Below are 22386 nucleotides of genomic sequence, written 5' to 3'. Positions count from 1 at the left end.
CTGAACCGAAACTTTCAGGTCTACCGTCGGTGATGCGACGCACACGCTGCGAAAACACCGGGGCACCGGAAGCGCACCGCTCCGTCCTGCCATGACGGATGCGGCAAGGCCACCACCGCTCCTCGCGGCGCTCCCGTACCAACCCCCCACCACCCAACCGGAGTTGACCCATGCCCGAAAACGGCCACGAAACGTGGGACTACACCCTCTACATCCCCAACGACCTCAGAGCGGTCACCGTCTGCCGCCGCACCCTGCGGCTGATTCTGACGGTCCATGGTCTGATCGGGCTCGTGGACACGGCGGAGCTGCTGGCGGCGGAGCTGGTGTCCAATGCAGTACGGCATACAAAGGGGCCCGCCGCGCTCAGGGTGCGCCGCAACCCGGAGGGCATGGTGTGGATCGGGGCATGGGACAGCGACCCCGAGCCGCCGGACCCGCCGCAACCTCTGGAGCAGGCCCTCGAACTGGAGGAGGGCCGGGGTCTGGGGCTGGTGACGGCCTGCGCCGACTACTGGGGCTGGCGGCCCTCGGCCCGGTTCGGCGACCGGGGCAAATACGTGTGGTGCGAACTCACGGCGGCCCGAGGGCTGCCCGCTGCATGATCCCTGCCCCGCACACCGGCCTCATCCCGAGGATCAGTGGGCAGTTCGCAGAATCTCCTGGGCCCGTTCGGTCAGACCGCCCCGCGCGATCACGTCGTACTTCGACGCAACGAGGCGTCTCGTCGAGGAGAAGTCCCGGCGGCCACCGGTAGCTCTGTGGCCCACGAAACCGAAGACGGCTCCCCACAGGGCACCGATCAGCAGTCCGGCCACGATGAGGGCAAGCCAGGTCGTCACGGAGGAGAACAGACCCACCAGCAAGGCGATGAACAAACCGAACCATGCGCCGCTGGCAGCACCCGCACCAGCCGCCTTGCCCGGGGTGACGCGGCCGGTGACGTGTTCGACGAGCCGCAGCTGCGACCCGACGATCTCAATGTTCTCCACGGGGAACTTCTCATCCGACAGCCGGTCGACCGCTGCCTGCGCCTCCTCGTAGGACTCGTAACTCGCGACGGTGTTCCACGCGGCGCTGACGCTGTTGTGGGCTCCGGGTTCGAGAGGTATGCCGAAATCGTTCGATGCCATGCCACAGTCCTTCTCACTCTTCATTGCTGCGGCCCTCGGTCACGACGAGGGCAGCAGCCGGTCCAGAACGCTTACGGTGACCAGGGCGTACGCGAGATGCGGAACGATGTCGGAAATCCAACCCGCCATTCCCCAGGTCCGTGGATCCGTCACGCCCAGCACGGTCATGGGTCCGTTGGTTCCGACAAGCGCACCCACCGTGGCGGCGAGGTACTTGCAGGGCGTCGGCGGATTCCAGCCGGCCGCACCGGCGAAGCCCAGCAGGGCGCCCATGCCGAGACCTGCCGCATAACCGGTCAGGGGAGCAAGGCCACTCACCCGGTTCGCCAGCGCCTCGCCCTCACCGGGAATACGTATGTGCCACCTGGCCGCGAACTTGCGCACGGTGATTTCGGGTGTGTCGCTCGCCGCCCTGCCGCGATACGCCATGTCGGCATAACCGACGATGTCGAGGGCTGTGGTCCCGGCAGCGCCTGCCGCTGCTCCGAGGAGGATGGATCGAGGATAGGTCATGGTCTCCCCTTGGCGAACGGCCGCGTCGGAGTCGTTATGCCCCCGAGTTCTGCGGTGACTTGCGCATGCGGTTCACCCGAGATGACAAAGAGACGATGGAAAAACATGGGACGGATCCATTTGGACAACCGGCCGAGGAGGCGGCGCCCCGGCACGTACCTCATTTCTTTACCAGGGGATTCCCCGACCCGGCTTACCCGATGATAAGCCGGTCGGGGGTGTCGTGCAGGTCGTGGGGGTGCCGGGGTCGGGTGCGCCCGGGTGCACCCTCAGGACGGTTCAATTAAATTGATGAGAGGAATGATCGAATAGCACCGTAGGTGACTCACCACGAACTGAGAGCGATGGTGGAACCGGTGGCGGGAAACATGCCTGACATGAAATTCGAAGTGGTCAACATTCCGGTGGCGGATGTCGAGCGATCGAAAGAGTTCTACACTCGCCTCGGCTGGCGACTGGACAAGACGCCGCCCGGCGTCGTGCAGTTCACGCCGCCGGGTTCGGGGTGCTCGGTACAGTTCGGCACCGTGGGCCGGACGAAAGCTGCCCCCGGCTCGGCGCAGGGCATGTTCTTGGCGGTGTCGGACCTTCAGGCCACTCGCGAGAAACTACTCGCTGCGGGTGTCGCGGTGGGCGAAATCTCTCACCCCGAAAAGGGCCATCAGGAGCCCGGCCCCGACCCCGAGCACCACAGTTACCACTCCCTCGCTCAACTCGTCGACCCTGACGGGAACATCTGGTGGCTGCAAGAGGTCACGTCACGCCTGCCCGGACGTCTCGACCCCGGGGCGGGCACGGCATTCACGTCGGTGGCCGATCTCGCAGCTGCGCTGCGCCGTGCGGAGGCGGCCCACAAAGAGCACGAGGAGCGGACTGGTTCGGCGGACCCCAACTGGCCGGACTGGTATGCCACGTACCTGGCGCACGAAGAGTCCGGCCAGGACCTTCCCAGCTGATGCGCGCCCTCTGACGCCGGGCCGGGCGGGAGGCGCTCCCTCCGGCAGGCGGCACGCCCGGCCGAGCGGCAGCACCGCGCAGCGCGACGAACATGTTTTTCCCAAACCGTGGAAGGCTGCCGCGCTGCGTGACGCGGGGGTCACCTCGGCGCAGCCCCGTCTGATCACCGACAGCTCCGTCGACGGTCGCACTCCTGAAAGTAGCCGCCCGGCTATCGGTGGAGTTCCATCAAGGCGTCGGTGCGTTCCCCCGCGGTGACGCCTGCCGGCCCGTCCAGCCTCGGTCCGCCGTGTTCAGGTCCGCCCCGTGAGTCCCGAACTGCCCGGCCGAGCCGAGCGGGGGCTGAGTCCGGGAGGCGTACCCCCCGACAGGGTTGTCGGGCAGACCGCTTCGGCCGTATCCCATAACGGTCTCGGCTTGGCCGGAGCCCATAGCAATCTGGGCTTGGCCGGAGTTGCCGTAAGGCTGGGCCAGGACACCCTGTGGGCCGGGTCCCGACGGGTAGCCGAAATCGTAGACCGGACCGGGGGGCACAGTGGGCACAGCCAGGGCTGCCTGGTAGTTCACGGAGCTGACCGGCATTCCGTTGAAATCTTGCTGCGACGGGTAACTCTGGGCGACGACGGGGACGAGTACCGGCCAGTACGGGAATTCTACCGAGATCTCCAGGGCCAACCTGCGAGATTCCTCTTCGAAAAAAGGATCGTCCTCGGCGTGGGGCATGACGTCACCCTGTGTGCCGACTACCTCCCCATGGCCGTACGCGGGATTCAGGGGTCCGTCGGCCGGGCCCGACGGACCGGGGAAGCCGGCCGACGGCTGCACATCCTCCGGAGCGCGAGAGCTTTCCCTGCTTTCGCTGCGGGAGGTACCGGTTCGGCCGCGATCCTGATTTTTCTGCAACCTCCGAAGCTTCCATCCATCGGAAACTTGCTCGGGTTCATATCCATGCGTTTCAAGTGCTTTGATCAATTCCGCCGAATAAGCGTTCTTACGCCCCCTGTAGACCTGGTTGTAAAACCATTGGCGGAGAGAAAAGTGTTGGGGTCTACCATCCACCTCCACAGGGGATTTTTGGGCGGGCACTTTACCTGCTTCAAACGCATTCAGTGCCACTGTAAGTTGTTCATCGGACATCTTCACGGCGGGCCTCCTTCAGGGCCAGGCAGACTTTCTCCAAGTAACGGCTCCCACCTTCCGCTGGTTCACCCCTCACCGCGGCGTGTTCGGTGAGGGCGGGACCTCGATTCGTCAGCCTTGCCCATACTTCCGCGAAGTCCGGGCAAGGTTCACCGACAGCTCCGTCGACGGTCGCACTCCTGAAAGTAGCCGCCCGGGTATCGGTGGAGTTCCATCAAGGCGTCGGTGCGTTGCCCTGCTGTGACGCCCGCCGGCCCGTCCAGCCTCGGTCCGCCGTGTGCAGGTCCGCCCCGTGAGTCCCGAACTGGCCGGCCGAGCCGAGCAGGGGCTGAGTCAGGGAGGCGTGCCCCCCGACGGGGTTGTCAGGCAGACCGCTTTGCCCGTAGCCCATAGCGATCTGGTCTTGGCCGGAGTTGCCGTAAGGCTTGGCCAGGCCGCCCTGTGTGCCGGGTCCCGACGGGTAGCCGAAATCGTGGACCGGACCAGGGGGCACAGTGGGCACAGCCAAGGCGGCCTGGTGGTTCCCGAAACCGGCCGGTATTCCGTTGGAACCTGGCTCCTGTAGGTAACCCTGAGCGATGGCGAAAGGGAGGAGTACCGGCCAGTCCGGGACTTCTTCCATGATCTCCAGGGCCAACCTGCGAGATTCCTCTTCGAAGTCGAAATTGTCCTGGGCGTGGGGCATGACATCCCCCTGTGTGCCGACTCCCACCCCATGGCCGTACGCGGGATTCAGGGGTACGTCGGCCGAGCCCGACCGACCAGAGAAGCCGGCCGGTGGCTTCGCAGCCTCCGGAGCGCGAGAGCTTTCCCCTTTTTTACTGCGGGATTTACCGGTTCGGCCGCGACGCCACTTTCTCAAATTATTGAGCTTCCACATACCGGAAACTTGCTTGGGCTCATATCCATGCTTTTTAAGTGCTTCGATCAAGTCCGGCGAGTAACGCCTCGGACGCCCGACGGCGACCCGGTTCGCCAACCATGCGTAGAGAGAAAAGGATTCGAGTTTACCATTCACCTTCACATAGATGAACGGGTCTCCCTGATTGGGCAATTCATCTACTTCAAATCCATTCAGTGCCGACGCAAGTTGTTCATCGGACATCTTCATGGCAGACCTCCTCCAGGACCAGGCAGACGTCCCCCAAGTAACGGCTCCCACCTACCGCTGGTTCACCCCGCACCGCGGCGGGCAGGGCCTCGGTTCGTCAGCCAGGTTCCGTTTCCACCGTGATATCGGTGTTTCCGGACCACTACAGGCCCGCGCCACGGGAGCCGGGGCGGTGGCCCAGTTGGTACGGATGACCATGCCGTCGAGGTCCCACCGCGCCGGCCCGGCCGCGCCCTCGCGCACTCCGGCACGGTGGCGAGGTCCGGAGCCCGGACCCTCGGCACGCTCGGGCACCGGGCGGCCGAACGGATCGCCGGTCAGTTCGGCGCGCGGGTGGCGGGCGTCGGGCAGCAGGTGGGCACGCTCTCCGGCGGCAACCGGCAGACGGTCGTCATAGGCGGGCGGACTGGTTCACCGACAGCTCCGTCGACGGTCGCACTCCTGAAAGTAGCCGCCCGGGTACCGGTGGAGTTCCATCAAGGCGTCGGTGCGTTCCCCCGCGGTGACGCCTGCCGGCCCGTCCAGCCTCGGTCCGCCGTGTTCAGGTCCGCCCCGTGAGTCCCGAACCGGCCGGCCGAGCCGAGCGGGGGCTGAGTCCGGGAGGCGTACCCCCCGACAGGGTTGTCGGGCAGACCGCTTCGGCCGTATCCCATAACGGTCTCGGCTTGGCCGGAGCCCATAGCAATCTGGGCTTGGCCGGAGTTGCCGTAAGGCTGGGCCAGCCCGCCCTGTGGGCCGGGTCCCGACGGGTAGCCGAAATCGTCGACCGGACCAGGGGGCACAGCGGGCACAGCCAGGGCTGCCTGGTAGTTCCCGGAACTGACCGGCATTCCGTTGAAATCTTGCTGCGGCAGGTAACCCTGGGCGATGGCGGAGGGGAGGAGTACCGGCCAGTCCGGGACTTCTACCATGACCTCCAGGGCCAACTTGCGAGATTCCTCTTCGAAGAAAGAATCGTCCTCGGCGTGGGGCATGACGTGACCCTGTGTGCCGACTCCCACCCCATGGCCGTACGCAGGATTCAGGGGTACGTCGGCCGGGCCCGACCGACCAGGGAAGCCGGCCGACGGCTGCACATCCTCCGGAGCACGAGAGCTTTCCCCCCTTTCACTGCGGGAGGTACCGGTTCGGCCGCGATCCTGATTTTCCTGCAACCTCCGAAGCTTCCACATATCTTCAAATTGCTCGGGTTCATATCCATGCTTTTTAAGTGCTTTGGTCAAGCCCGGCGAGTAAGCATCCTTACGCCCCCTGTAGAGCTGGTTGTCAAGCCATCCGCGGAGAGAAAAATATTCGAGGCTACCATCCACCTTCACATCAATGAACGGGTATTTTTGGGTGGGCAATTTACCTACTTCACGCGCATCCAGTTCCACTGTAAGTTGTGCATCGGAAATTTTCACGGCGGGCCTCCTCCAGGACCAGGCAGACTTCCCCCAAGCAACGGCTCCCATCTTCCGCTGGTTCACCCCGCACCACGGCGTGTGCGGTGAGGGCGGGACCTCGGTTCGTCAGCCAGGTTCCGCTTACACCGTGCTATCGGTGTTTTCCGGACCCCCACAGGCCCGCGCCACGGGAGCCGGGGCAGCGACACGGTCGGTACGGATGACCGCGCCGTCGAGGTCCCACCGTGCCGGCCCGGTCGCCCTCGCGCACTCCGGCACGGTGGCAAGGTCCGGCGCCCGGGCCCTCGGCACGCTCGGGTCACGGTTGGGTTTCGACCGTCCTCCACCTCTTGCCCGCACCCCGTGGAATCGATTCCAATCCTCCGTACGCGCCGATGTAATCGATTCCATGCGCGTGGTCGGGTGTGTACAGGCGTGCCCAGGCGCGTTCACACATGTCCTCAAGCGTGTCCACAAGGAGGTGGTACGGCGATGGCGAGCATCAAGGACGTCGCCGCCGAGGCGGGAGTCTCCGTCGCCACGGTGTCGCGGGTCCTGAACGACCATCCGTCGGTCAGCGCGGACGCCCGTGCGCGCGTGCTGGCCGCCGTCGACGCCCTGGGCTACCGGCCCAACGCCGTCGCCCGCTCCCTGCGCACAGACCAGACCCACACCCTCGGCCTGGTCATCAGCGACGTGCTCAACCCGTACTTCACCGAACTGGCCCGCTCCGTCGAGGAGGAGGCCCGCACGCTCGGGTACAGCGTCATCATCGGCAACGCCGACGAACGGCCCGACCTCCAGGACCATCACGTACGGAACCTGCTGGACCGCCGGATCGACGGGCTGCTCGTCTCGCCGACCGACGGCGGCTCGCCGCTGATGCTGGACGCGGTGCGGTCGGGCACGCCGATGGTCTTCGTCGACCGGTGGATCCCGGGCGTGGAGGTCCCGGTGGTCCGCGCGGACGGGCAGGGCGCGATCCGGGATCTCGTCGCCCATCTGCACCGGCTCGGGCACCGGCGGCTCGCGATCATCTCGGGGCCCGCCGCGACCACGACCGGCAGTGAGCGCGTCGAGGCGTTCCGGGCGGCCATGGCCGAGTACGGGATCCCGCTGCCCGCCGCCTACATCGGCCAGGGCGACTTCAAGGCCGAGAGCGGCCGGCGGGTCACCGAGGGCTTCCTCGACCTGCCCGAGCCGCCCGAGGTCGTCTTCGCCGCCGACAACCTGATGGCGCTGGGCGCGCTGGACGCCGTCCGCGCGCGCGGGCTGCGGGTGCCGGAGGACCTGGCGCTGGCCGCGTTCGACGACATCCCGTGGTTCGTGCACACCGATCCGCCGGTCACCACGGTCGCCCAGCCCACGGGCGAACTGGGCCGGGCCGCCGTACGGGCCCTGGTGGACCGTATCGAGGGGCGGGCCGCCGAGTCCGTCACCCTCGCCGCCCGGCTCGTCGTGCGCCGCTCGTGCGGGGAGCCGGATCCCCCGAAACCGGTCCCCGCGCCCCGGAAGCCGTCGGCGCCCGGGGCATCGTCAGCCTCCCGAGAGCCATCCGCGCCCCGCGAGCCGCCAGTTCCCCAAGAGCCGTCAGAGCCGTCAGAGCCGTCAGAGCCGTCCCCCGCAATGAACAGGAGCCAGTCGTGAGCAACCCGGACGAGTTGCTGCGCATCGAGGGCATTCGCAAGACCTTCCCCGGCGTGGTCGCGCTCGACAGTGTCGACTTCGACCTGCGCCGCGGCGAGGTGCATGTGCTCCTCGGTGAGAACGGCGCCGGCAAGAGCACCCTGATCAAGATGCTCTCCGGTGCCTACCGCCCCGACGCCGGGCGGATCCTGGCCGGCGGTGAGGAGGTGCGCATCCACAGTGCGCAGGACTCCGAGCGCCTCGGTATCGCCACCATCTACCAGGAGTTCAACCTCGTACCCGACCTGACGGTCGCCGAGAACATCTTCCTGGGCCGCCAGCCGCGGCGCTTCGGGATGATCGACCGGAAGAGGATGGAGGCGGACGCGGAGGTTCTGCTCGCTCGCGTGGGCCTGAACGTGTCGCCACGCGCGCGTGTCCGTGAACTCGGTATCGCCCGCCTCCAGATGGTCGAGATCGCCAAGGCGCTCAGCCTGGACGCACGCGTGCTGATCATGGACGAGCCGACCGCCGTGCTCACCTCGGAAGAGGTCGAGAAGCTGTTCGCCATCGTGCGTGCGCTGCGCGCGGACGGCGTCGGGGTCGTGTTCATCACCCACCACCTGGAGGAGATCGCCGCGCTCGGCGACCGGGTGACCGTCATCCGGGACGGCCGGAGCGTGGGCCAGGTCCCCGCCGACACACCCGAGAACGAGCTGGTACGGCTCATGGTGGGCCGCTCCATCGAGCAGCAGTACCCGCGGGAACGCCCCGCGGCCGGTGACGCGTTGCTCACCGTGGACGGCCTCACCCGCAACGGTGTCTTCCACGACATCAGCTTCCAGGTGCACGCCGGCGAGGTCGTGGGCGTCGCGGGGCTCGTCGGGGCCGGCCGCACCGAGGTGGTCCGGGCCGTGTTCGGCGCCGACCCCTATGACAAGGGGGCCGTGCGGGTCGCCGGCGCACCGCTGCGACGGCACGACGTGAGCGCGGCGCTGACCGCCGGGATCGGCCTCGTACCCGAGGACCGCAAGGGCCAGGGCCTGGTCCTCGACGCGTCCGTCGAGGAGAACCTCGGCCTGGTGACCATGCGGACCGCGACCCACGCCGGGCTCGTCGACCGGAGGGGGCAGCACCGGGCGGCCGAACGGATCGCCGGGCAACTCGGCGTGCGGATGGCGGGCCTCGGGCAGCAGGTGGGCACGCTCTCCGGCGGCAACCAGCAGAAGGTCGTCATCGGCAAGTGGCTGCTCGCCGACACCAAGGTGCTCATCCTCGACGAACCGACGCGCGGCATCGACGTCGGCGCCAAGGTCGAGATCTACCAGCTCATCAACGAACTCACCGCCCAGGGCGCCGCCGTCCTCATGATCTCCAGCGATCTGCCGGAGGTGCTGGGCATGAGCGACCGGGTGCTGGTGATGGCCCAGGGCCGGATCGCGGGCGAACTCGCGGCCGGCGAGGCCACCCAGGACGCCGTGATGGCACTCGCCGTCAGCACCCCCGCCACTCCCACCGCTACCTCCCCCGCTACTCCCCCCACCGCTCCTACGACCGAAACGGAGGCCGCTCGTGGCCACTGACACGCTCGACAGCCGCACGGGCACGAGCGGCGCCCCGGGCGGCCTGCGCCGCCTGCTGCTCGAAAACGGCGCGCTCACCGCGCTCATCGTCCTCGTCATCGTCCTGTCGGCCCTGTCCGGCGACTTCCTGACGACCGACAACCTGCTGAACATCGGCGTCCAGGCGGCGGTGACGGCGATCCTCGCCTTCGGCGTGACCTTCGTGATCGTCTCGGCGGGCATCGACCTGTCGGTCGGTTCGGTCGCCGCGCTGTCGGCCACGGTCCTCGCCTGGGGCGCCACCCAGCACGGCGTGCCGGTCGCCCTCGCCGTGATCCTCGCGATCATCACCGGCATCGTCTGCGGCCTCGTCAACGGCTTCCTGATCGCGTACGGGAAGCTGCCGCCGTTCATCGCGACGCTCGCCATGCTGTCGGTGGGCCGCGGTCTGGCCCTGGTCATCTCGCAGGGCTCCCCCATCCCCTTCCCCTCCTCCGTCTCGCACCTCGGCGACACCCTGGGCGGCTGGCTGCCCGTGCCGGTGCTGGTCATGGTCGTCATGGGGCTGATCGCGGCGTTCGTGCTCGGCCGGACGTACATCGGCCGTTCCATGTACGCGATCGGCGGCAACGAGGAGGCCGCGCGCCTGTCGGGCCTGCGCGTCAAGAAGCAGAAGCTCGCGATCTACGCCCTCTCCGGCGTCTTCGCCGCCGCCGCGGGCATCGTGCTCGCCTCCCGGCTGTCCTCCGCGCAGCCGCAGGCCGCCGACGGCTACGAGCTGGACGCCATCGCCGCGGTCGTCATCGGCGGCGCCTCGCTCGCGGGCGGCACCGGCAAGGCGTTCGGCACGCTGATCGGCGCGCTGATCCTCGCGGTGCTGCGCAACGGCCTCAACCTGCTGTCCGTGTCCGCCTTCTGGCAGCAGGTCGTGATCGGCGTCGTCATCGCGCTGGCCGTGCTGCTCGACACCCTGCGCCGCAAGGCGGGCACGGTCCCGCAGGGCGCGGGCAGCGGCGGCGGTGGCAACCGGGGCCGGCAGGCGGCGTCGTACGGTCTGGCCGCCGTGGTCACGGTGGCGATCGTCGGGGCCACCTCCTTCCTGCACAACGGTTCCTCCGGCAGCGACAACCCGAAGGTGGGCCTGTCGCTGTCCACCCTCAACAACCCGTTCTTCGTGCAGATCCGGGCGGGCGCGCAGGCCGAGGCGAAGAAGCTCGGCGTCGGCCTGACCGTCACGGACGCCCAGAACGACGCCTCGCAGCAGGCCAACCAGTTGCAGAACTTCACCAGTTCGCGGCTCGGCGCGATCATCGTCAACCCGGTGGACTCGGACGCCGCGGGCAACTCCGTGAAGGCCGCCGACCAGGCGAAGATCCCCGTGATCGCCGTCGACCGCGGCGTCAACAACGCCCGTACGGACGCCCTCGTCGCCTCCGACAACGTCACCGGAGGCGAACTCGCCGCCAAGACGATCGCCGAGAAGCTGGGCGGCTCCGGGAAGATCGTGATCCTCCAGGGGCAGGCCGGCACCTCCGCCGCCCGCGAGCGCGCCGCCGGTTTCGCCGCGGGTCTCAAGGCGTACCCGGGCATCCAGGTCGTGGCCCAGCAGCCCGCCGACTTCGACCGCACCAAGGGGCTCGACGTGATGTCGAACCTGCTCCAGGCCCACCCCGACGTGCAGGGCGTCATCGCCGCCAACGACGAGATGGCCCTCGGCGCGATCAAGGCCCTGGGCTCGAAGGCCGGCCAGTCGGTCCCGGTCGTCGGCTTCGACGGCACCCCGGACGGCCTGACCGCCGTGAAGAACGGCACGCTGTACGCGTCGGTGGCGCAGCAGCCCTCCCAGTTGGGCAAGATCGCGGTGGACAACGCGCTCGACGCGCTCAAGGGCAAGAAGATCAACGAGACGGTGAAGGTACCGGTGAAGGTGGTCACCAAGGACAACGTGAACGGGTTCACCGGCTGACACGCCACCGCGCCCCCCTCTCGCCCTCTTCGTCCCCGCCCATACCCCTCCGCACCCACAGGGAGCCCATCCGATGTACGACTACGACCTCCTGGTCGTGGGATCGGCCAACGCCGACCTGGTGATCTCCGTCGAGCGCCGCCCCGGCGCCGGAGAGACCGTGCTCGGCTCCGACCTGGCCGTCCATCCCGGCGGCAAGGGCGCCAACCAGGCGGTCGCGGCCGCCCGGCTGGGGGCGCGTACGGCCCTGCTGGCCCGGGTCGGCGACGACACGCACGGCCGGCTGCTGCTCGACTCGCAGCGGACGGCCGGGGTCGACACCGCGGGCGTCCTGGTGGGCGGCGCACCCACCGGCGTCGCGCTGATCACCGTCGACCCGTCCGGCGACAACAGCATCGTGGTGTCGCCGGGCGCCAACGGGCAGCTGACCCCGGCGGACGTACGGGCCGCGGGCGGCCTGCTGGGCGCCTCCCGGGTGATCTCCGCGCAGTTGGAGATCCCGTTGGAGACGGTCGTCGAGGTGGTGCGGAACCTGAGCCCGGACAGCCGCTTCGTCCTCAACCCCTCCCCGCCCCGGCCCCTGCCCAAGGAGGTGCTGGCCGCCTGCGACCCGCTGATCGTCAACGAGCACGAGGCGCAGGTGATCCTGGGCGAGGACCAGACGGGCGAGCAGCCCGAGGACTGGGCGCGGGCCCTGCTCGCACAGGGCCCGCGGTCGGTGGTGGTGACCCTGGGCGCCCAGGGCGCGCTGACCGCCGACGCCCACGGCGTGACCCGGGTGCCGTCGGTGAAGGTGGCCGCCGTGGACACCACGGGCGCGGGCGACGCGTTCACCGCCGCGCTGGCCTGGAAGCTCGGCGCGGGCTCCGCCCTGCCCGAGGCGGCGGCCTACGCGGCCCGCGTCGGCGCGGCGGCGGTGACGAAACAGGGCGCCCAGGAGTCGTACCCGACGGCGCCGGAGGTCGAGGCGCTGTGAAGAAGGCGGGCATACTCAACGCCCAACTGTCCGGTGCGCTCGCGGAGTTGGGGCACGGCGACGGGGTGCTGGTGTGCGACGTCGGCCTGCCGATCCCGCGCGGCCCCCACCTGGTCGACCTGGCCTTCCGGGCGGGCGTGCCGTCGTTCGCCGAGGTCCTTGAGGGGCTGCTCGCCGAACTCGTGGTGGAGGGCGCGACGGCGGCCGACGAGGTAAGGACGGCCAATCCGGCGGCCTTCGCCCTGCTCGACGGGCACTTCCCGGACCTGACGCTGGTCCCGCACGAGCGGCTGAAGCAACTCTCCGGGGACGCCCGGCTGATCGTCCGCACCGGCGAGGCGCACCCGTATGCGAACGTGTTGCTGCGGTGCGGGGTGTTCTTCTAGCCGGTACCCGTACAGCCGGCGCTCATCCGGCGGCCGGCTCGAAGGCCAGCTCGCAAAGGCCATCGCGCACGGTGGTGAGAGGGCCACGGTCGCGGGTGTAGTAGAGCTTGTTGGTCAGCAGCACGGCCCATCGTCCTTGGCCGGGTGAGATCCACATGCCGGTTCCGGTGAATCCGTAGTGGACCCAGACGTCGTCGGCTGGGGCGGTCCCGGGAGCCGCGTGCCAGAACAGGCCGCGCACGGGTGTCAAGGTGCCGGTCTGGACGGTCAGTGACGTCGTGGTCCACGCATGGCCGAAGCCGGAGCGCTCCCGTGCGGTACCGGTGTCCAACATGTAGCGCAGGAGGACGGCGAGGTCGTCGAGGACGGTGAAGGCGCCGGCGATGCCGCAGACGCCGCCCAGGAGGCGTGCGGAGAAGTCGTGGACGGTGCCCTTGAGGTGGGTGTCGGTGTCCTGGTCGAGTTCGGTCGGGGCGCAGCGGGCTGCGATCTCAGCGGGCAGCGGGCCGAAGCGGGTGGAGTGCATGCCCAGTGGTTTCCAGATGCGGGTGGTGGCCAGCTCGTCCAGGGCCTGGCCGGAGAAGTGTTCGGAGAGGTAACCGAGGATGAGGGCCGCCCGGTCGGTGTATTCGACGGCCTCGCCTGGTGGCCGGTGGAGTTTTTCGTGCAGAACGCCTCGGCGGATGTCGTCCTGGTTGGTGCCGTAGAGGTTCTTCAGTTGGGCCCGCAGGGGAAGGCCTGCTGTGTGCGTCAGTAGCTGCCGGGCGGTCACGGCGCCGAGGGGATGGCCGGTGGCCTCGGGCCAGAAGGCGCCGAGCGGCTGGTCGAGGTCGAGGGCGCCGTCCTCCCACAGAACACCGATGGATGACCACACTGCGAGAATCTTGGTGAGGCTGGCGACGTCGAAGACGGTGTCGGGGCGCATCGGCACGTCGGGGTCGTCGGGGTCGAGGACGCCGGTGGCGCCTTGGACGCGGACTCCGGTGGCGTCACCGACGGCCCATACAGCCCCTGGGTACACCTTGTCGCGGACGCCTTCGTCCAACAGGGCTTCGATGCGGTCGATGTCGTACGCCATGGTCTCCCTCTTCGCTGGGGCATCCCGCCGGTCAGCGTAGTGATGTTCAGGAGGCGGGCTGGGCAGCGGCGTGGCGGGCTGCTTGGATCGCGTCCGGGCCGATGGTGATCTCGCGGGTGGGGTTGGGGCGGTGGGCGTCCAGGACCTCGTGGGTGTAGGTGATCAGGGTGGTGGGACCGAGACGGATGTTGTTCGGGACCGGGGAGGATCATAAATTGCCTCCATCCGCGGTGTCGGGAGCGGTGAGGACGTGCTGGATGGCCTGGCTCAGACGGAGCCCGGCTTCATACGTGCGTCCGCCGAAGTAGGTGTCGGCGAGGTAGTCGGTGGTCAGGACGGTGGTGACGGCTTCCGGTAGGGGATCGGGGGCGGTGACGAGCGGGCCGGTCTGGGCGGTCAGGCGCGTCAGCAGGCCACGCAGGTTGTGGCGATCCGGCTCCGGAACGTGGGCGTGCACCAGCTGGTTGGCGAACGGCTCGATGGACAGCAGGTCGCCCACGGTGAGGGTGTCGCCGAGTGGGACGGTGCGCAGCGCGGTCTCGTTGAGGAGGACCGCGTCTGCGCCGAGTGCTGTGCGCAGGCGGGCGGTGAGGTCCAACAGCACGGCACGCCGGTCGAGGGGCTGGTGGCCGAAAGCCGGATGGACCGGTCCGAGGACCTCGTGCAGTTGCGTCCCGACTTCGTCGATACGTGCTGTCACGTCCGTGAGTTCTGTGGGAACGGCGCCTGGAGTGCGGTCCGGAAAACGAGTGGTGCCGGCACCCCAGCCCGCGCCGAGAGGCGTGGCGATCGCGTAGCCGTCGGCGAGTTCGCGGCCCTTGACGAGAAGGGTGTCTCCGACGCGGGAGGGGCCGTACTGGTTGCTGTGGCAGTGCCCGGCGAAGATCACGTCGAGGAACGGGCAGGCCGACGCCAGTTTGAGGTCCTCCTCGAACCCGGAATGGCTGAGCAGGACCCAGCTGTCCACCTCCTGATGGTGGGCGAGCATCAGCTCACGCAGGGACTGAGCGGGGTCGGTGACGCAGTGGCCGGCTCGCTGCGCAGCGGGGATCGAGTGGAAAGCCTGCTGTCCGATCACGGCGGTTACACCGACGCGCCGGTCACCGATTTCGGCGATGCGCAGGCGGCGGAAGATCGCGTCGCCGGTCTCGGCGTGGACCGCGTTGGCACAGACGGTGAGCCGGTGGAGCTCGGGTTCGAAGTGGTGGGGCCAGCCGTGGTTGCCGGGGGCCAGTACGTCGTAGAGCTTGAGCAGGATCTCGCGTTCGATCGTGCCGTGGGCGAGGGCGTAATAGCCGGAGCCTTCGAAGAAGTCGCCGCAGTCCACGACGAGTGAGGTGGGACGGAGGGCGTGGAGGTGGGTCAGGAAGGGCGCGGCGTTGTGCAGGGTGGAGTGGACGTCGGTGGTGGCCACGATCTGGCGCAGGGCGCGGATGCCGGTCATGGGGTGACCTCGCAGACGTCGGCGCCCAGGGTGTGGAGCTTGCCGGGCAGGTCTGCGTGTCCGCGGCGGAGCTGGTCGAGGCCGCCGAGGGTGGTGACGCCTCGGGCGGTGAGGCCGGCGACCATGAGGGCGGAGCCGGTGCGGATGTCGGTGGCCTCCACACCTGTCCCGGTCAGTTGCTGGGGGCCGGTCAGGCGGCACTCGGTGGGGGAGATCTCCTTGATGACCGCGCCGAGGCGGGCCAGTTGAGGCAGCAGATTGCTGTGGCGGCCGGGGTTGATGGCGTCGGCGAACAGGTGGGCACCAGGCAGGCCGAGGGCCAGCGCCATGAGCGGTGGTTCGAAGTCGGCGTCCAGGCCGCCGGGGCTGAGTGAGGCGATGGCCCGTAGGGGGCGGCTCGTCATACGGCCGTCCTGGGCGTTCACAGTGAGAGCGTTCGCCTCGCTGCTGGCGGAGATCCCCAGCCGGTGCAAGGCCGCGACGAGCGGGCCCATGTCGTCGGCACGCGCGCCTTCGATGCGCGCACTTCCGCCGGTGGCGACGACTGCGCAGGCCAGCGTCCCTGCTTCCACCTTGTCTCCCGGCACCACCCAAGTGGCGTCGTTCGGTGCCGAGGACGGCGGCGAGAGGGTGAGCAGGCGTTCACTGGCTCGGGTCTCCCAGCCCGCCGTATGGAGGGCCTCCAGTACGCACAGCACTTCCGGCGAGAGGTTGGGATCCCCCAGTCGCAGAGGCCGCCCGGTCGTGACGGCCCGGAGCATGGCGACCACCGTCGCCCCGCGCGAGCGGAACGGCAGTACAAGGCACACGGTGCCGGTGCGGGGCGGGGTGGCCTCGACCCGGTATCCGGTGTCGTCCACGACGCTCCGGTCGCCGAACGCCTCGTACACCTTGAAATGCAGATCCATCCCACGCGCGCCGATCCGGCAGCCTCCCGGCCACGGCAGCCGGGCTTCACCGCGCCGGGCGAGCAGCGCAGGCACCAGGTAGTACGAGGCACGGATGCGGGTGGCCTGCGGCAGTTCGGGGTATGCGTGCCGACTCCCGGTCGGCAGGATTACGGCAGAGGCCGGTTCCCCGACGGGCTGTGCGACGTGCCAGCCTGCATGCTGCAGCAGCGAAAGCATGATCTGGACGTCCGTGTTGGCCGGGATGTTGCTCAGCCTCACCGGACGGCCGAGGGCTGCCGCGGCGGCCAGCAGCGGGAGTGCGGCGTTCTTGGAACCGTCGACGGCCACGGTGCCGGTGAGCGGTGGGCCGGGGCGTACGGCGATCACCTCGGCGGCAACGCCAGGGGCACGGGCGGTCGTCATCAGCAACTCCTCTGCAAGGGAAGGGAGAAGTCGATCTCCGGGTTCGGGCTGGAGGGCAGGGCGATCTCGGCCCAGCAGCGCTTCCCGTCCGCCGTCGGCTCGACGCCGTACCGGTGTGTGAGAACAGCGACGAGGAACAGACCTCGGCCGCTTTCGCTGTACAGATCCGGGAGAGCTGGCCGGGGCAGCACCGGGCAGGCGTCGCCGACCTCGATCCGCAGGGTGGCCTCGTCGAGTCGTACGGTCAGGGAGACCAGGTCCCCACCGGCATGCTGGACCGCGTTGGTGACGAACTCGCTGATCACGAGCTCGGCGGTGTGCACCACCCCGGTGCCGAGTCCCGCGTCCCAGCCCTCTATCGCGTCCACGGCCTGGCGCCGGGCGGCGGTGACCGCGATCGGTGTGGTGGGTACGGAGAGAGCGAACCGGTGCGCTTTCACGAGCTGCCTCCTGGATTGGTGCGGCTGCTCTACGCAACCGCTCCGGAGGCGGGTGGGGCCACGCCGTGTGCTGGGGCTGCATCACTTATGCAGGAGCTGCATCGCGGCCAATTGCTGCTCGGTTACGCTCGGTTGAGCAGGCAGGATCGGCGACGGCAGGAGGAGCCGTGGCACAGATGGCCGACGCGCAGGGTGAGGCGAGGCGGATCGGCGAAGTGATCCGTCAGGCGAGGGTGTTACAGCGGCGCTCGCAGAGGGACGTCGCCGTCGCACTGGGGTATCACCAGTCGAAGGTGAGCCGCCTGGAGAGCGGCAGGGGTACGGAGGACGTACGCATGCTGCGCGAGATCGCGCAGGTACTGGAGATTCCGCCGCACCGCCTTGGCCTCGCCGCCGCACCCGTCGCCAGCCCCGCCGGCCCCGGAACAGAGGACATGCACCGCCGTACCTTCCTTGCCGCGAGCGCCGCCGTGCTTGCGGCCCCACCGTCGTCCACCGCAGCACATCACGAGTTGGTCCGGGTCCTGCTGCCGGGCACGAGCCCTGCGGCCACCGGGCAAGCCCTGGACCTCGACGAGCTGCGAGGCCGGGCACGGGCCGTACGCCGAATGTTCTGCATGTGCGACTACGCGGAGCTGGAGCAGACCCTGCCGGGTCTGATCGCCGACCTGCGCCAGACCGCAGGCGGCTCGTCCGCCTCGGCGGAGGTGTCCGGGTTGCTCGCGACCGCCTACCAGACCTCGGTGAGCCTGCTGCTGAAACGAGCCGATCAGGGCAACGCCTGGCTCGCGGCGGGTCGGGCCATGGCCGAGGCAGAGCGGTCGGGGGATCCGGTGGTGCTCGCCGCCAGTGTCCGCGTGCACGCTCACGTTCTCGTTCGGGAGAAGCACACCGCCCAGGCCGTGAGCATGGTCCGCCACACCGCCGACCGGCTCACCGGCGCCTACGACCAGCGCTCGCCCCGGTACCTGGCAGCGGTCGGTCTGCTGTTGCTCCGCGGGGCGACCGCCGCCAGCAGAAACGGGGACCGCGACGCCACCCAGGACTTCCTCACCGAGGCCAAGGAGGTGGCGCGCTACGTCGCCTTCGACCGGCCGGACGCCTGGGCGAACTTCAGCCCCACCAACGTCGCCCTCCACGAGGTCAGCGCGGCCGTCTCCTTCGGCGACGCCGGCATCGCCCTGCAATCTGCCCGGCCGCTCATGCGGCGGCACATTCCCGTACCCGAGCGCCGGGCCGCGCTCTGGGTGGAGGCTGCCCGCGCCTACAGTCAGCAGGGCAGACTCGCCGACGGCTACCAGGCTCTGCGCATCGCCGAGAGCTGTGCGGCACAGGACATCCGCCGCCCGGCCGTACGCGAACTGGTCGCCGACATGGCAGCCCGCGACCGCCGCCGGGCACTGCCCGAGCTGCACCACTTCAGCCGCCAACTGGGAGTGCCCGCGTGAGTGACCAGCAGGACAAGCCGTTCCTCCAGATCGTGGTCTGCGCGGCCGGAGTCGCAGCCGACGTCGGCCGTCTGATCACCGCGGCACAGGAGCGACACTGGGACGTCGGCGTCATCGCCACCCCGCAAGGGCTCGGTTTCCTTGACACGGAGCGGGTCGAGGCCCAGACCGGCCGTCCCATCCGTTCGGCCTGGCGGTCGCCGGGGGAACCGCGCCCGTCTCGGACCGCGGATGCGATCGCGGTCGCTCCGGCGAGCTTCAACACGGTCAACAAATGGGCCGCCGGGATCTCCGACAATCTCGCGCTGGGCGTGCTGTGCGAAGCGCCCGCCATGGGGATTCCGGTCGCTGTGCTGCCGTATCTGAACTCCGCCCAGGCCGCCCATCCCGCCTACCGCCAGAGTCTGGATCGGCTGCGCGAGATGGACGTCCTGATCGGCTCGTACGAGCCGCACCGGCCGAAGGCCGGCGGCGGGGCCGACCGCTACCGCTGGCAGGAAGTGCTGGAGCTGCTTGCCCCCAAGCTGTCCGCGCGGTCGTGATCAGCGCCGACGTGTTCGCGGCGGTTGCGGGGCCGGGCGGCCGACTCGGCGGGCCGGAACGACGGGACACCTCATTGCACATTCGGCGCCTGCTGTGGCTTCGAGGAGGTCCGTTCCACCGGCCGCGCCCCCTTGGCCGTGACCCGCGGGTGTACCTGTCGACCGTGGTCCCTCGGTTCTGTCGCCCTCGGTCGGCCCGTGCGTCAGCCCATCACATGCTCCACGAACCGCTCCGCGGTCTCCGCCAGTACCTCCCGTCCGTCCCTCGCCCACAGCTCCTCGTTGAACAGCTCGACCTCGATGGGCCCGGTGTAGCCCGCGGCCTCCACGTATCCCCGCCACTCCCGCATGTCGATCGAGCCGTCGCCGATCTGGCCGCGGCCGTTGAGGACTCCCGCGGGGAGCGGAGTGGTCCAGTCGGCCAGTTGGAAGGTGTGGATGCGGCCGGCCGCGCCCGCGCGGGCGATCTGGTCGGGGGCCCGGTCGTCCCACCAGACGTGGTATGTGTCCACGGCCACCCCCACCTGGCGCGCGGGGAAGCGTTCGGCCAGGTCAAGGGCCTGGGTGAGGGTGGAGACCACGCAGCGGTCGGACGCGAACACGGGGTGCAGCGGCTCGATGGCCAGGCGTACGCCGTGATCCTCGGCGTAGGGGGCGAGTTCCGTCAGCGCGTCCGCGATGCGTTCGCGGGCCGCCGCCAGGTCCTTGGTGCCGGGCGGCAGGCCGCCGGAGACCAGGACCAGGGTGTCCGTGCCGAGCGCGGCGGCCTCGTCGACCGCGCGGCGGTTGTCGGCCAGCGCCGCCGTGCGCTCCTCGGGGTCGACGGCGGTGAGGAAACCGCCGCGGCACAGGGCCGTCACCGTCAGGCCCGCGTCGCGCACCAGCCGGGCGGCGGCCTCGACGCCGTACGACTGGACCGGCGCGCGCCACAGGCCCACCGCGGGCACGCCCAGCTTGCCGCACGCGTCGACCAGTTCGGGCAGCGAGAGCTGTTTGACGGTCATCTGGTTGATGGAGAAACGGGCGAGTTCCGTACTCACTGGTCCACCCCGTACAGCGACAGCAGGTTCTTCATGCGTGCCTCGGCCTGTTTCGGGTCGGGGAATAGGCCGAGGCCGTCGGCGAGTTCGTAGGCGCGGGCGAGGTGCGGCAGGGAGCGGGCCGACTGGAGGCCGCCGGCCATCGTGAAGTGGGACTGGTGGCCCGCGAGCCAGGCCAGGAAGACCACGCCCGTCTTGTAGTAGCGGGTGGGCGCCTGGAAGAGATGGCGGGACAGGGCGACGGTCGGGTCCAGCAGCCGGCGGAAACCGTTCGTGTCACCGGTGTCGAGGACGCGTACCGCCTCGGCCGCCAGCGGGCCCAGCGGGTCGAAGATGCCGAGCAGGGCGTGGCTGAAGCCCTGTTCGTCGCCGGCGATCAGCTCGGGGTAGTGGAAGTCGTCGCCGGTGTAGCAGCGGACCCCGTCGGGCAGCCGGCGGCGCAGGGCGATCTCCCGCTGGGCGTCCAGCAGGGAGACCTTGATGCCGTCGACCTTGTCGGGGTGGGCGGAGATGACCTCCAGGAAGGTGTGGGTGGCCGCGTCCAGGTCGGCGCTGCCCCAGTAGCCCTCCAGGGCCGGGTCGAACATCGGGCCCAGCCAGTGCAGGATCACCGGCTCGGCGGCCTGCCGGAGCAGGTGGCCGTAGACCTCCAGATAGTCCTGCGGGTCCTTGGCCACGGCGGCCAGTGCCCGCGACGCCATCAGGACGGCCTGCGCGCCGGACTCCTCGACGAGGGCGAGCTGTTCCTCGTAGGCGGCGCGGATCTCGGCCAGGCCGTAGGGGTGGCCGAATTCGGTCGCGGCCAGCTGGTCCGTCCCCACCCCGCAGGCGATCCGGCCGCCGGCCGCCCGCGCCTCGGCGGCGGAGCGCCGGATCAGCTCGGCGGCACCCGCCCAGTCAAGACCCATCCCGCGCTGGGCGGTGTCCATCGCCTCCGCGACGCCCAGCCCGTGGGACCACAGGTGGCGGCGGAAGGCGAGGGTGGCGTCCCAGTCGACGGCGGCGGGCGAGCCCGGGTGGACGTCGGCGTACGGGTCGGCGACGACGTGGGCCGCCGAGAAGACCGTACGGGAGGTGAAGGGGATGCCGGAGGCGGGCGTGAGCGGCTCGGAGCGCGGTTCGTGGGTGCGCAGCGCGCCGTGCGCGTCCGGGAGTCGGATGGTCACAGCGAGATCTCCGGTACGTCGAGGCGGCGGCCCTCCGCCGAGGACTTCAGGCCCAGCTCGGCCAGCTGGACGCCGCGGGCGCCGGCCAGCAGGTCCCAGTGGTAGGGGGCGTCGGCGTAGACGTGCTTCAGGAACAGCTCCCACTGGGCCTTGAAGCCGTTGTCGAACTCCCCGTTGTCGGGTACTTCCTGCCACTGGTCGCGGAAGACCTCGGTGGCCGGGATGTCCGGGTTCCACACCGGCTTGGGGGTGGCAGAGCGGTGCTGCGCGCGGCAGCGCCGCAGCCCGGCGACGGCGGATCCCTCGGTGCCGTCCACCTGGAACTCGACCAGTTCGTCGCGGTTGACGCGGACCGCCCAGGAGGAGTTGATCTGGGCGACGGCACCGCCCTCCAGCTCGAAGATGCCGTACGCGGCGTCGTCCGCCGTGGCGTCGTAGGGCTTGCCGCTCTCGTCCCAGCGCTGCGGAATGTGGGTGGCGGCGAGGGCCTGTACGGAGGTGACCCGGCCGAACAGCTCGTGCAGGACGTACTCCCAGTGCGGGAACATGTCCACGACGATGCCGCCGCCGTCCTCGGCGCGGTAGTTCCAGGAGGGGCGCTGCGCGGACTGCCAGTCGCCCTCGAAGACCCAGTAGCCGAACTCGCCGCGCACGGAGAGGATGCGGCCGAAGAAGCCGCCGTCGATCAGCCGCTTCAGCTTGAGCAGGCCGGGCAGGAAGATCTTGTCCTGGACGACGCCGTGCCTGATCCCCTTGGCGTGGGCGAGGCGGGCGAGTTCCAGGGCGCCGTCGAGGCCGGTGGCGGTGGGCTTCTCGGTGTAGATGTGCTTGCCGGCCGCGACCGCCTTCTTGATCGCCTCCTCGCGGGCCGAGGTGACCTGGGAGTCGAAGTAGATGTCGACCGACGGGTCGGCGAGGACCGCGTCCAGGTCGGTGGAGACGCTTGCGGCGCCGTCGAGGCCGTGCCGCTCGGCGATGGCCCGCAGGGCGTGCTCGCGGCGGCCGAGCAGGATCGGCTCGGGCCACAGCACGGTGCCGTCGTCGAGGTCGAGTCCGCCCTGTTCGCGCAGGGCGAGGATCGACCGGACGAGGTGCTGGCGGTAGCCCATGCGCCCGGTCACGCCGTTCATGGCGATACGCACCGTCTTGCGTGTCACGTC

General features: G+C 69.5%; 21 protein-coding genes and 1 pseudogene. 9 read left to right on the top strand and 13 right to left on the bottom strand.

The window, feature by feature from the left end; translation table 11 throughout:
- Positions 1–170 precede the first annotated feature (170 nt).
- On the top strand, positions 171–605 hold the full coding sequence (locus tag ACFYPJ_RS01370) for an ATP-binding protein (protein ID WP_389008637.1): 435 nt from the start codon (positions 171–173) through the stop codon (positions 603–605).
- Between the two features lie 33 nt (positions 606–638).
- Here the strand turns inward: ACFYPJ_RS01370 and ACFYPJ_RS01365 are convergent, their stop codons facing one another.
- Both ACFYPJ_RS01365 and ACFYPJ_RS01360 read right to left on the bottom strand, forming a co-directional pair.
- On the bottom strand, positions 639–1133 hold the full coding sequence (locus ACFYPJ_RS01365; RefSeq protein ID WP_389008634.1) for a general stress protein: 495 nt from the start codon (positions 1131–1133) through the stop codon (positions 639–641).
- Positions 1134–1172: 39 nt separating this feature from the next.
- Positions 1173–1646 carry a hypothetical protein gene (locus tag ACFYPJ_RS01360; protein WP_389008632.1) on the bottom strand — a complete coding sequence of 158 codons (474 nt, stop codon included), beginning with the start codon at positions 1644–1646 and terminating at the stop codon, positions 1173–1175.
- 377 nt (positions 1647–2023) lie between these two features.
- Between ACFYPJ_RS01360 and ACFYPJ_RS01355 the strand changes: the two genes are divergently transcribed.
- Complete coding sequence (locus ACFYPJ_RS01355) at positions 2024–2602, top strand: VOC family protein (protein WP_389008629.1); 579 nt, start codon at positions 2024–2026, stop codon at positions 2600–2602.
- 229 nt (positions 2603–2831) lie between these two features.
- Here the strand turns inward: ACFYPJ_RS01355 and ACFYPJ_RS01350 are convergent, their stop codons facing one another.
- From ACFYPJ_RS01350 to ACFYPJ_RS01335, 4 genes and pseudogenes are all read right to left on the bottom strand, one after another.
- A complete protein-coding gene (locus ACFYPJ_RS01350) occupies positions 2832–3746 on the bottom strand; it encodes a hypothetical protein (RefSeq protein WP_389008626.1) in 915 nt (304 codons plus the stop codon).
- Positions 3747–3957: 211 nt separating this feature from the next.
- A complete protein-coding gene (locus ACFYPJ_RS01345; protein ID WP_389008623.1) occupies positions 3958–4854 on the bottom strand; it encodes a hypothetical protein in 897 nt (298 codons plus the stop codon).
- A 476-nt stretch (positions 4855–5330) separates the two neighbouring features.
- Positions 5331–6257, bottom strand: coding sequence for a hypothetical protein (locus tag ACFYPJ_RS01340; RefSeq protein ID WP_389008620.1), 927 nt, complete (start codon positions 6255–6257; stop codon positions 5331–5333).
- A 136-nt stretch (positions 6258–6393) separates the two neighbouring features.
- Positions 6394–6554: pseudogene (locus ACFYPJ_RS01335) on the bottom strand (IS5/IS1182 family transposase); the annotation flags it as partial.
- Between the two features lie 177 nt (positions 6555–6731).
- On the opposite strand from ACFYPJ_RS01335, the gene ACFYPJ_RS01330 reads away from it, so the two are divergent.
- From ACFYPJ_RS01330 to rbsD, 5 genes are all read left to right on the top strand, one after another.
- On the top strand, positions 6732–7886 hold the full coding sequence (locus tag ACFYPJ_RS01330) for a LacI family DNA-binding transcriptional regulator (protein ID WP_389008617.1): 1155 nt from the start codon (positions 6732–6734) through the stop codon (positions 7884–7886).
- Positions 7883–9448: a sugar ABC transporter ATP-binding protein gene (locus ACFYPJ_RS01325; RefSeq protein WP_389008614.1), complete on the top strand. Its 1566-nt coding sequence runs from the start codon at positions 7883–7885 to the stop codon at positions 9446–9448. Before ACFYPJ_RS01330 ends, ACFYPJ_RS01325 begins: the two co-directional genes overlap by 4 nt.
- A complete protein-coding gene (locus ACFYPJ_RS01320; protein ID WP_389008611.1) occupies positions 9438–11393 on the top strand; it encodes a substrate-binding domain-containing protein in 1956 nt (651 codons plus the stop codon). Before ACFYPJ_RS01325 ends, ACFYPJ_RS01320 begins: the two co-directional genes overlap by 11 nt.
- A 73-nt stretch (positions 11394–11466) precedes the next feature.
- Positions 11467–12369: a ribokinase gene (locus ACFYPJ_RS01315; RefSeq protein ID WP_389008608.1), complete on the top strand. Its 903-nt coding sequence runs from the start codon at positions 11467–11469 to the stop codon at positions 12367–12369.
- Complete coding sequence (rbsD, locus tag ACFYPJ_RS01310) at positions 12366–12755, top strand: D-ribose pyranase (RefSeq protein ID WP_389008605.1); 390 nt, start codon at positions 12366–12368, stop codon at positions 12753–12755. Before ACFYPJ_RS01315 ends, rbsD begins: the two co-directional genes overlap by 4 nt.
- 22 nt (positions 12756–12777) lie before the next feature.
- Here rbsD and ACFYPJ_RS01305 read toward each other — a convergent pair whose 3' ends face one another.
- The 4 genes from ACFYPJ_RS01305 to ACFYPJ_RS01290 all read right to left on the bottom strand — a co-directional run bounded on the left by ACFYPJ_RS01305 (position 12778) and on the right by ACFYPJ_RS01290 (position 17030).
- Positions 12778–13833, bottom strand: coding sequence for a serine hydrolase domain-containing protein (locus tag ACFYPJ_RS01305; RefSeq protein WP_389008602.1), 1056 nt, complete (start codon positions 13831–13833; stop codon positions 12778–12780).
- 208 nt (positions 13834–14041) lie between these two features.
- Positions 14042–15277 (bottom strand): bifunctional metallophosphatase/5'-nucleotidase, encoded by a 1236-nt coding sequence (locus ACFYPJ_RS01300; RefSeq protein WP_389008600.1) that lies wholly within the window; start codon positions 15275–15277, stop codon positions 14042–14044.
- Complete coding sequence (locus ACFYPJ_RS01295) at positions 15274–16590, bottom strand: UDP-N-acetylglucosamine 1-carboxyvinyltransferase (RefSeq protein ID WP_389008597.1); 1317 nt, start codon at positions 16588–16590, stop codon at positions 15274–15276. The genes ACFYPJ_RS01300 and ACFYPJ_RS01295 overlap by 4 nt, the downstream gene beginning before the upstream one ends.
- Positions 16590–17030, bottom strand: coding sequence for an ATP-binding protein (locus ACFYPJ_RS01290; protein ID WP_389008594.1), 441 nt, complete (start codon positions 17028–17030; stop codon positions 16590–16592). The genes ACFYPJ_RS01295 and ACFYPJ_RS01290 overlap by 1 nt, the downstream gene beginning before the upstream one ends.
- A gap of 176 nt (positions 17031–17206) precedes the next feature.
- On the opposite strand from ACFYPJ_RS01290, the gene ACFYPJ_RS01285 reads away from it, so the two are divergent.
- Together ACFYPJ_RS01285 and ACFYPJ_RS01280 are read left to right on the top strand one after the other, a co-directional pair.
- Positions 17207–18478 (top strand): helix-turn-helix domain-containing protein, encoded by a 1272-nt coding sequence (locus ACFYPJ_RS01285; protein ID WP_389010071.1) that lies wholly within the window; start codon positions 17207–17209, stop codon positions 18476–18478.
- On the top strand, positions 18475–19020 hold the full coding sequence (locus ACFYPJ_RS01280) for a flavoprotein (RefSeq protein ID WP_389008591.1): 546 nt from the start codon (positions 18475–18477) through the stop codon (positions 19018–19020). Before ACFYPJ_RS01285 ends, ACFYPJ_RS01280 begins: the two co-directional genes overlap by 4 nt.
- 203 nt (positions 19021–19223) lie before the next feature.
- On the opposite strand, the gene ACFYPJ_RS01275 is transcribed toward ACFYPJ_RS01280, so the two are convergent.
- Genes ACFYPJ_RS01275 through ACFYPJ_RS01265 form a run of 3 tightly spaced genes read right to left on the bottom strand, consistent with a single transcriptional unit; the run spans position 19224 to position 22383 of the window.
- Complete coding sequence (locus tag ACFYPJ_RS01275) at positions 19224–20024, bottom strand: sugar phosphate isomerase/epimerase family protein (RefSeq protein WP_389010068.1); 801 nt, start codon at positions 20022–20024, stop codon at positions 19224–19226.
- Positions 20025–20056: 32 nt separating this feature from the next.
- Positions 20057–21226 carry a dihydrodipicolinate synthase family protein gene (locus ACFYPJ_RS01270; RefSeq protein ID WP_389008588.1) on the bottom strand — a complete coding sequence of 390 codons (1170 nt, stop codon included), beginning with the start codon at positions 21224–21226 and terminating at the stop codon, positions 20057–20059.
- A complete protein-coding gene (locus ACFYPJ_RS01265; RefSeq protein ID WP_389008585.1) occupies positions 21223–22383 on the bottom strand; it encodes a Gfo/Idh/MocA family protein in 1161 nt (386 codons plus the stop codon). Before ACFYPJ_RS01265 ends, ACFYPJ_RS01270 begins: the two co-directional genes overlap by 4 nt.
- Between the last annotated feature and the right edge of the window lie 3 nt (positions 22384–22386).

It is taken from the genome of Streptomyces sp. NPDC006012 (assembly GCF_042871185.1).
Lineage (GTDB): Bacteria > Actinomycetota > Actinomycetes > Streptomycetales > Streptomycetaceae > Streptomyces.
The sequence above is the reverse complement of the archived record's forward strand: the minus strand, read 5'-3'. Positions and strand labels throughout refer to the sequence as shown.

Coding starts and splice junctions, on each gene's coding strand:
- ACFYPJ_RS01370 (WP_389008637.1), top strand. CDS start 171: ATGCCCGAAAACGGCCACGAAACGTGGGACTACACCCTCTACATCCCC.
- ACFYPJ_RS01365 (WP_389008634.1), bottom strand. CDS start 1,133: ATGGCATCGAACGATTTCGGCATACCTCTCGAACCCGGAGCCCACAAC.
- ACFYPJ_RS01360 (WP_389008632.1), bottom strand. CDS start 1,646: ATGACCTATCCTCGATCCATCCTCCTCGGAGCAGCGGCAGGCGCTGCC.
- ACFYPJ_RS01355 (WP_389008629.1), top strand. CDS start 2,024: ATGAAATTCGAAGTGGTCAACATTCCGGTGGCGGATGTCGAGCGATCG.
- ACFYPJ_RS01345 (WP_389008623.1), bottom strand. CDS start 4,854: ATGAAGATGTCCGATGAACAACTTGCGTCGGCACTGAATGGATTTGAA.
- ACFYPJ_RS01330 (WP_389008617.1), top strand. CDS start 6,732: ATGGCGAGCATCAAGGACGTCGCCGCCGAGGCGGGAGTCTCCGTCGCC.
- ACFYPJ_RS01315 (WP_389008608.1), top strand. CDS start 11,467: ATGTACGACTACGACCTCCTGGTCGTGGGATCGGCCAACGCCGACCTG.
- ACFYPJ_RS01305 (WP_389008602.1), bottom strand. CDS start 13,833: ATGGCGTACGACATCGACCGCATCGAAGCCCTGTTGGACGAAGGCGTC.
- ACFYPJ_RS01300 (WP_389008600.1), bottom strand. CDS start 15,277: ATGACCGGCATCCGCGCCCTGCGCCAGATCGTGGCCACCACCGACGTC.
- ACFYPJ_RS01295 (WP_389008597.1), bottom strand. CDS start 16,590: ATGACGACCGCCCGTGCCCCTGGCGTTGCCGCCGAGGTGATCGCCGTA.
- ACFYPJ_RS01285 (WP_389010071.1), top strand. CDS start 17,207: ATGGCCGACGCGCAGGGTGAGGCGAGGCGGATCGGCGAAGTGATCCGT.
- ACFYPJ_RS01275 (WP_389010068.1), bottom strand. CDS start 20,024: ATGACCGTCAAACAGCTCTCGCTGCCCGAACTGGTCGACGCGTGCGGC.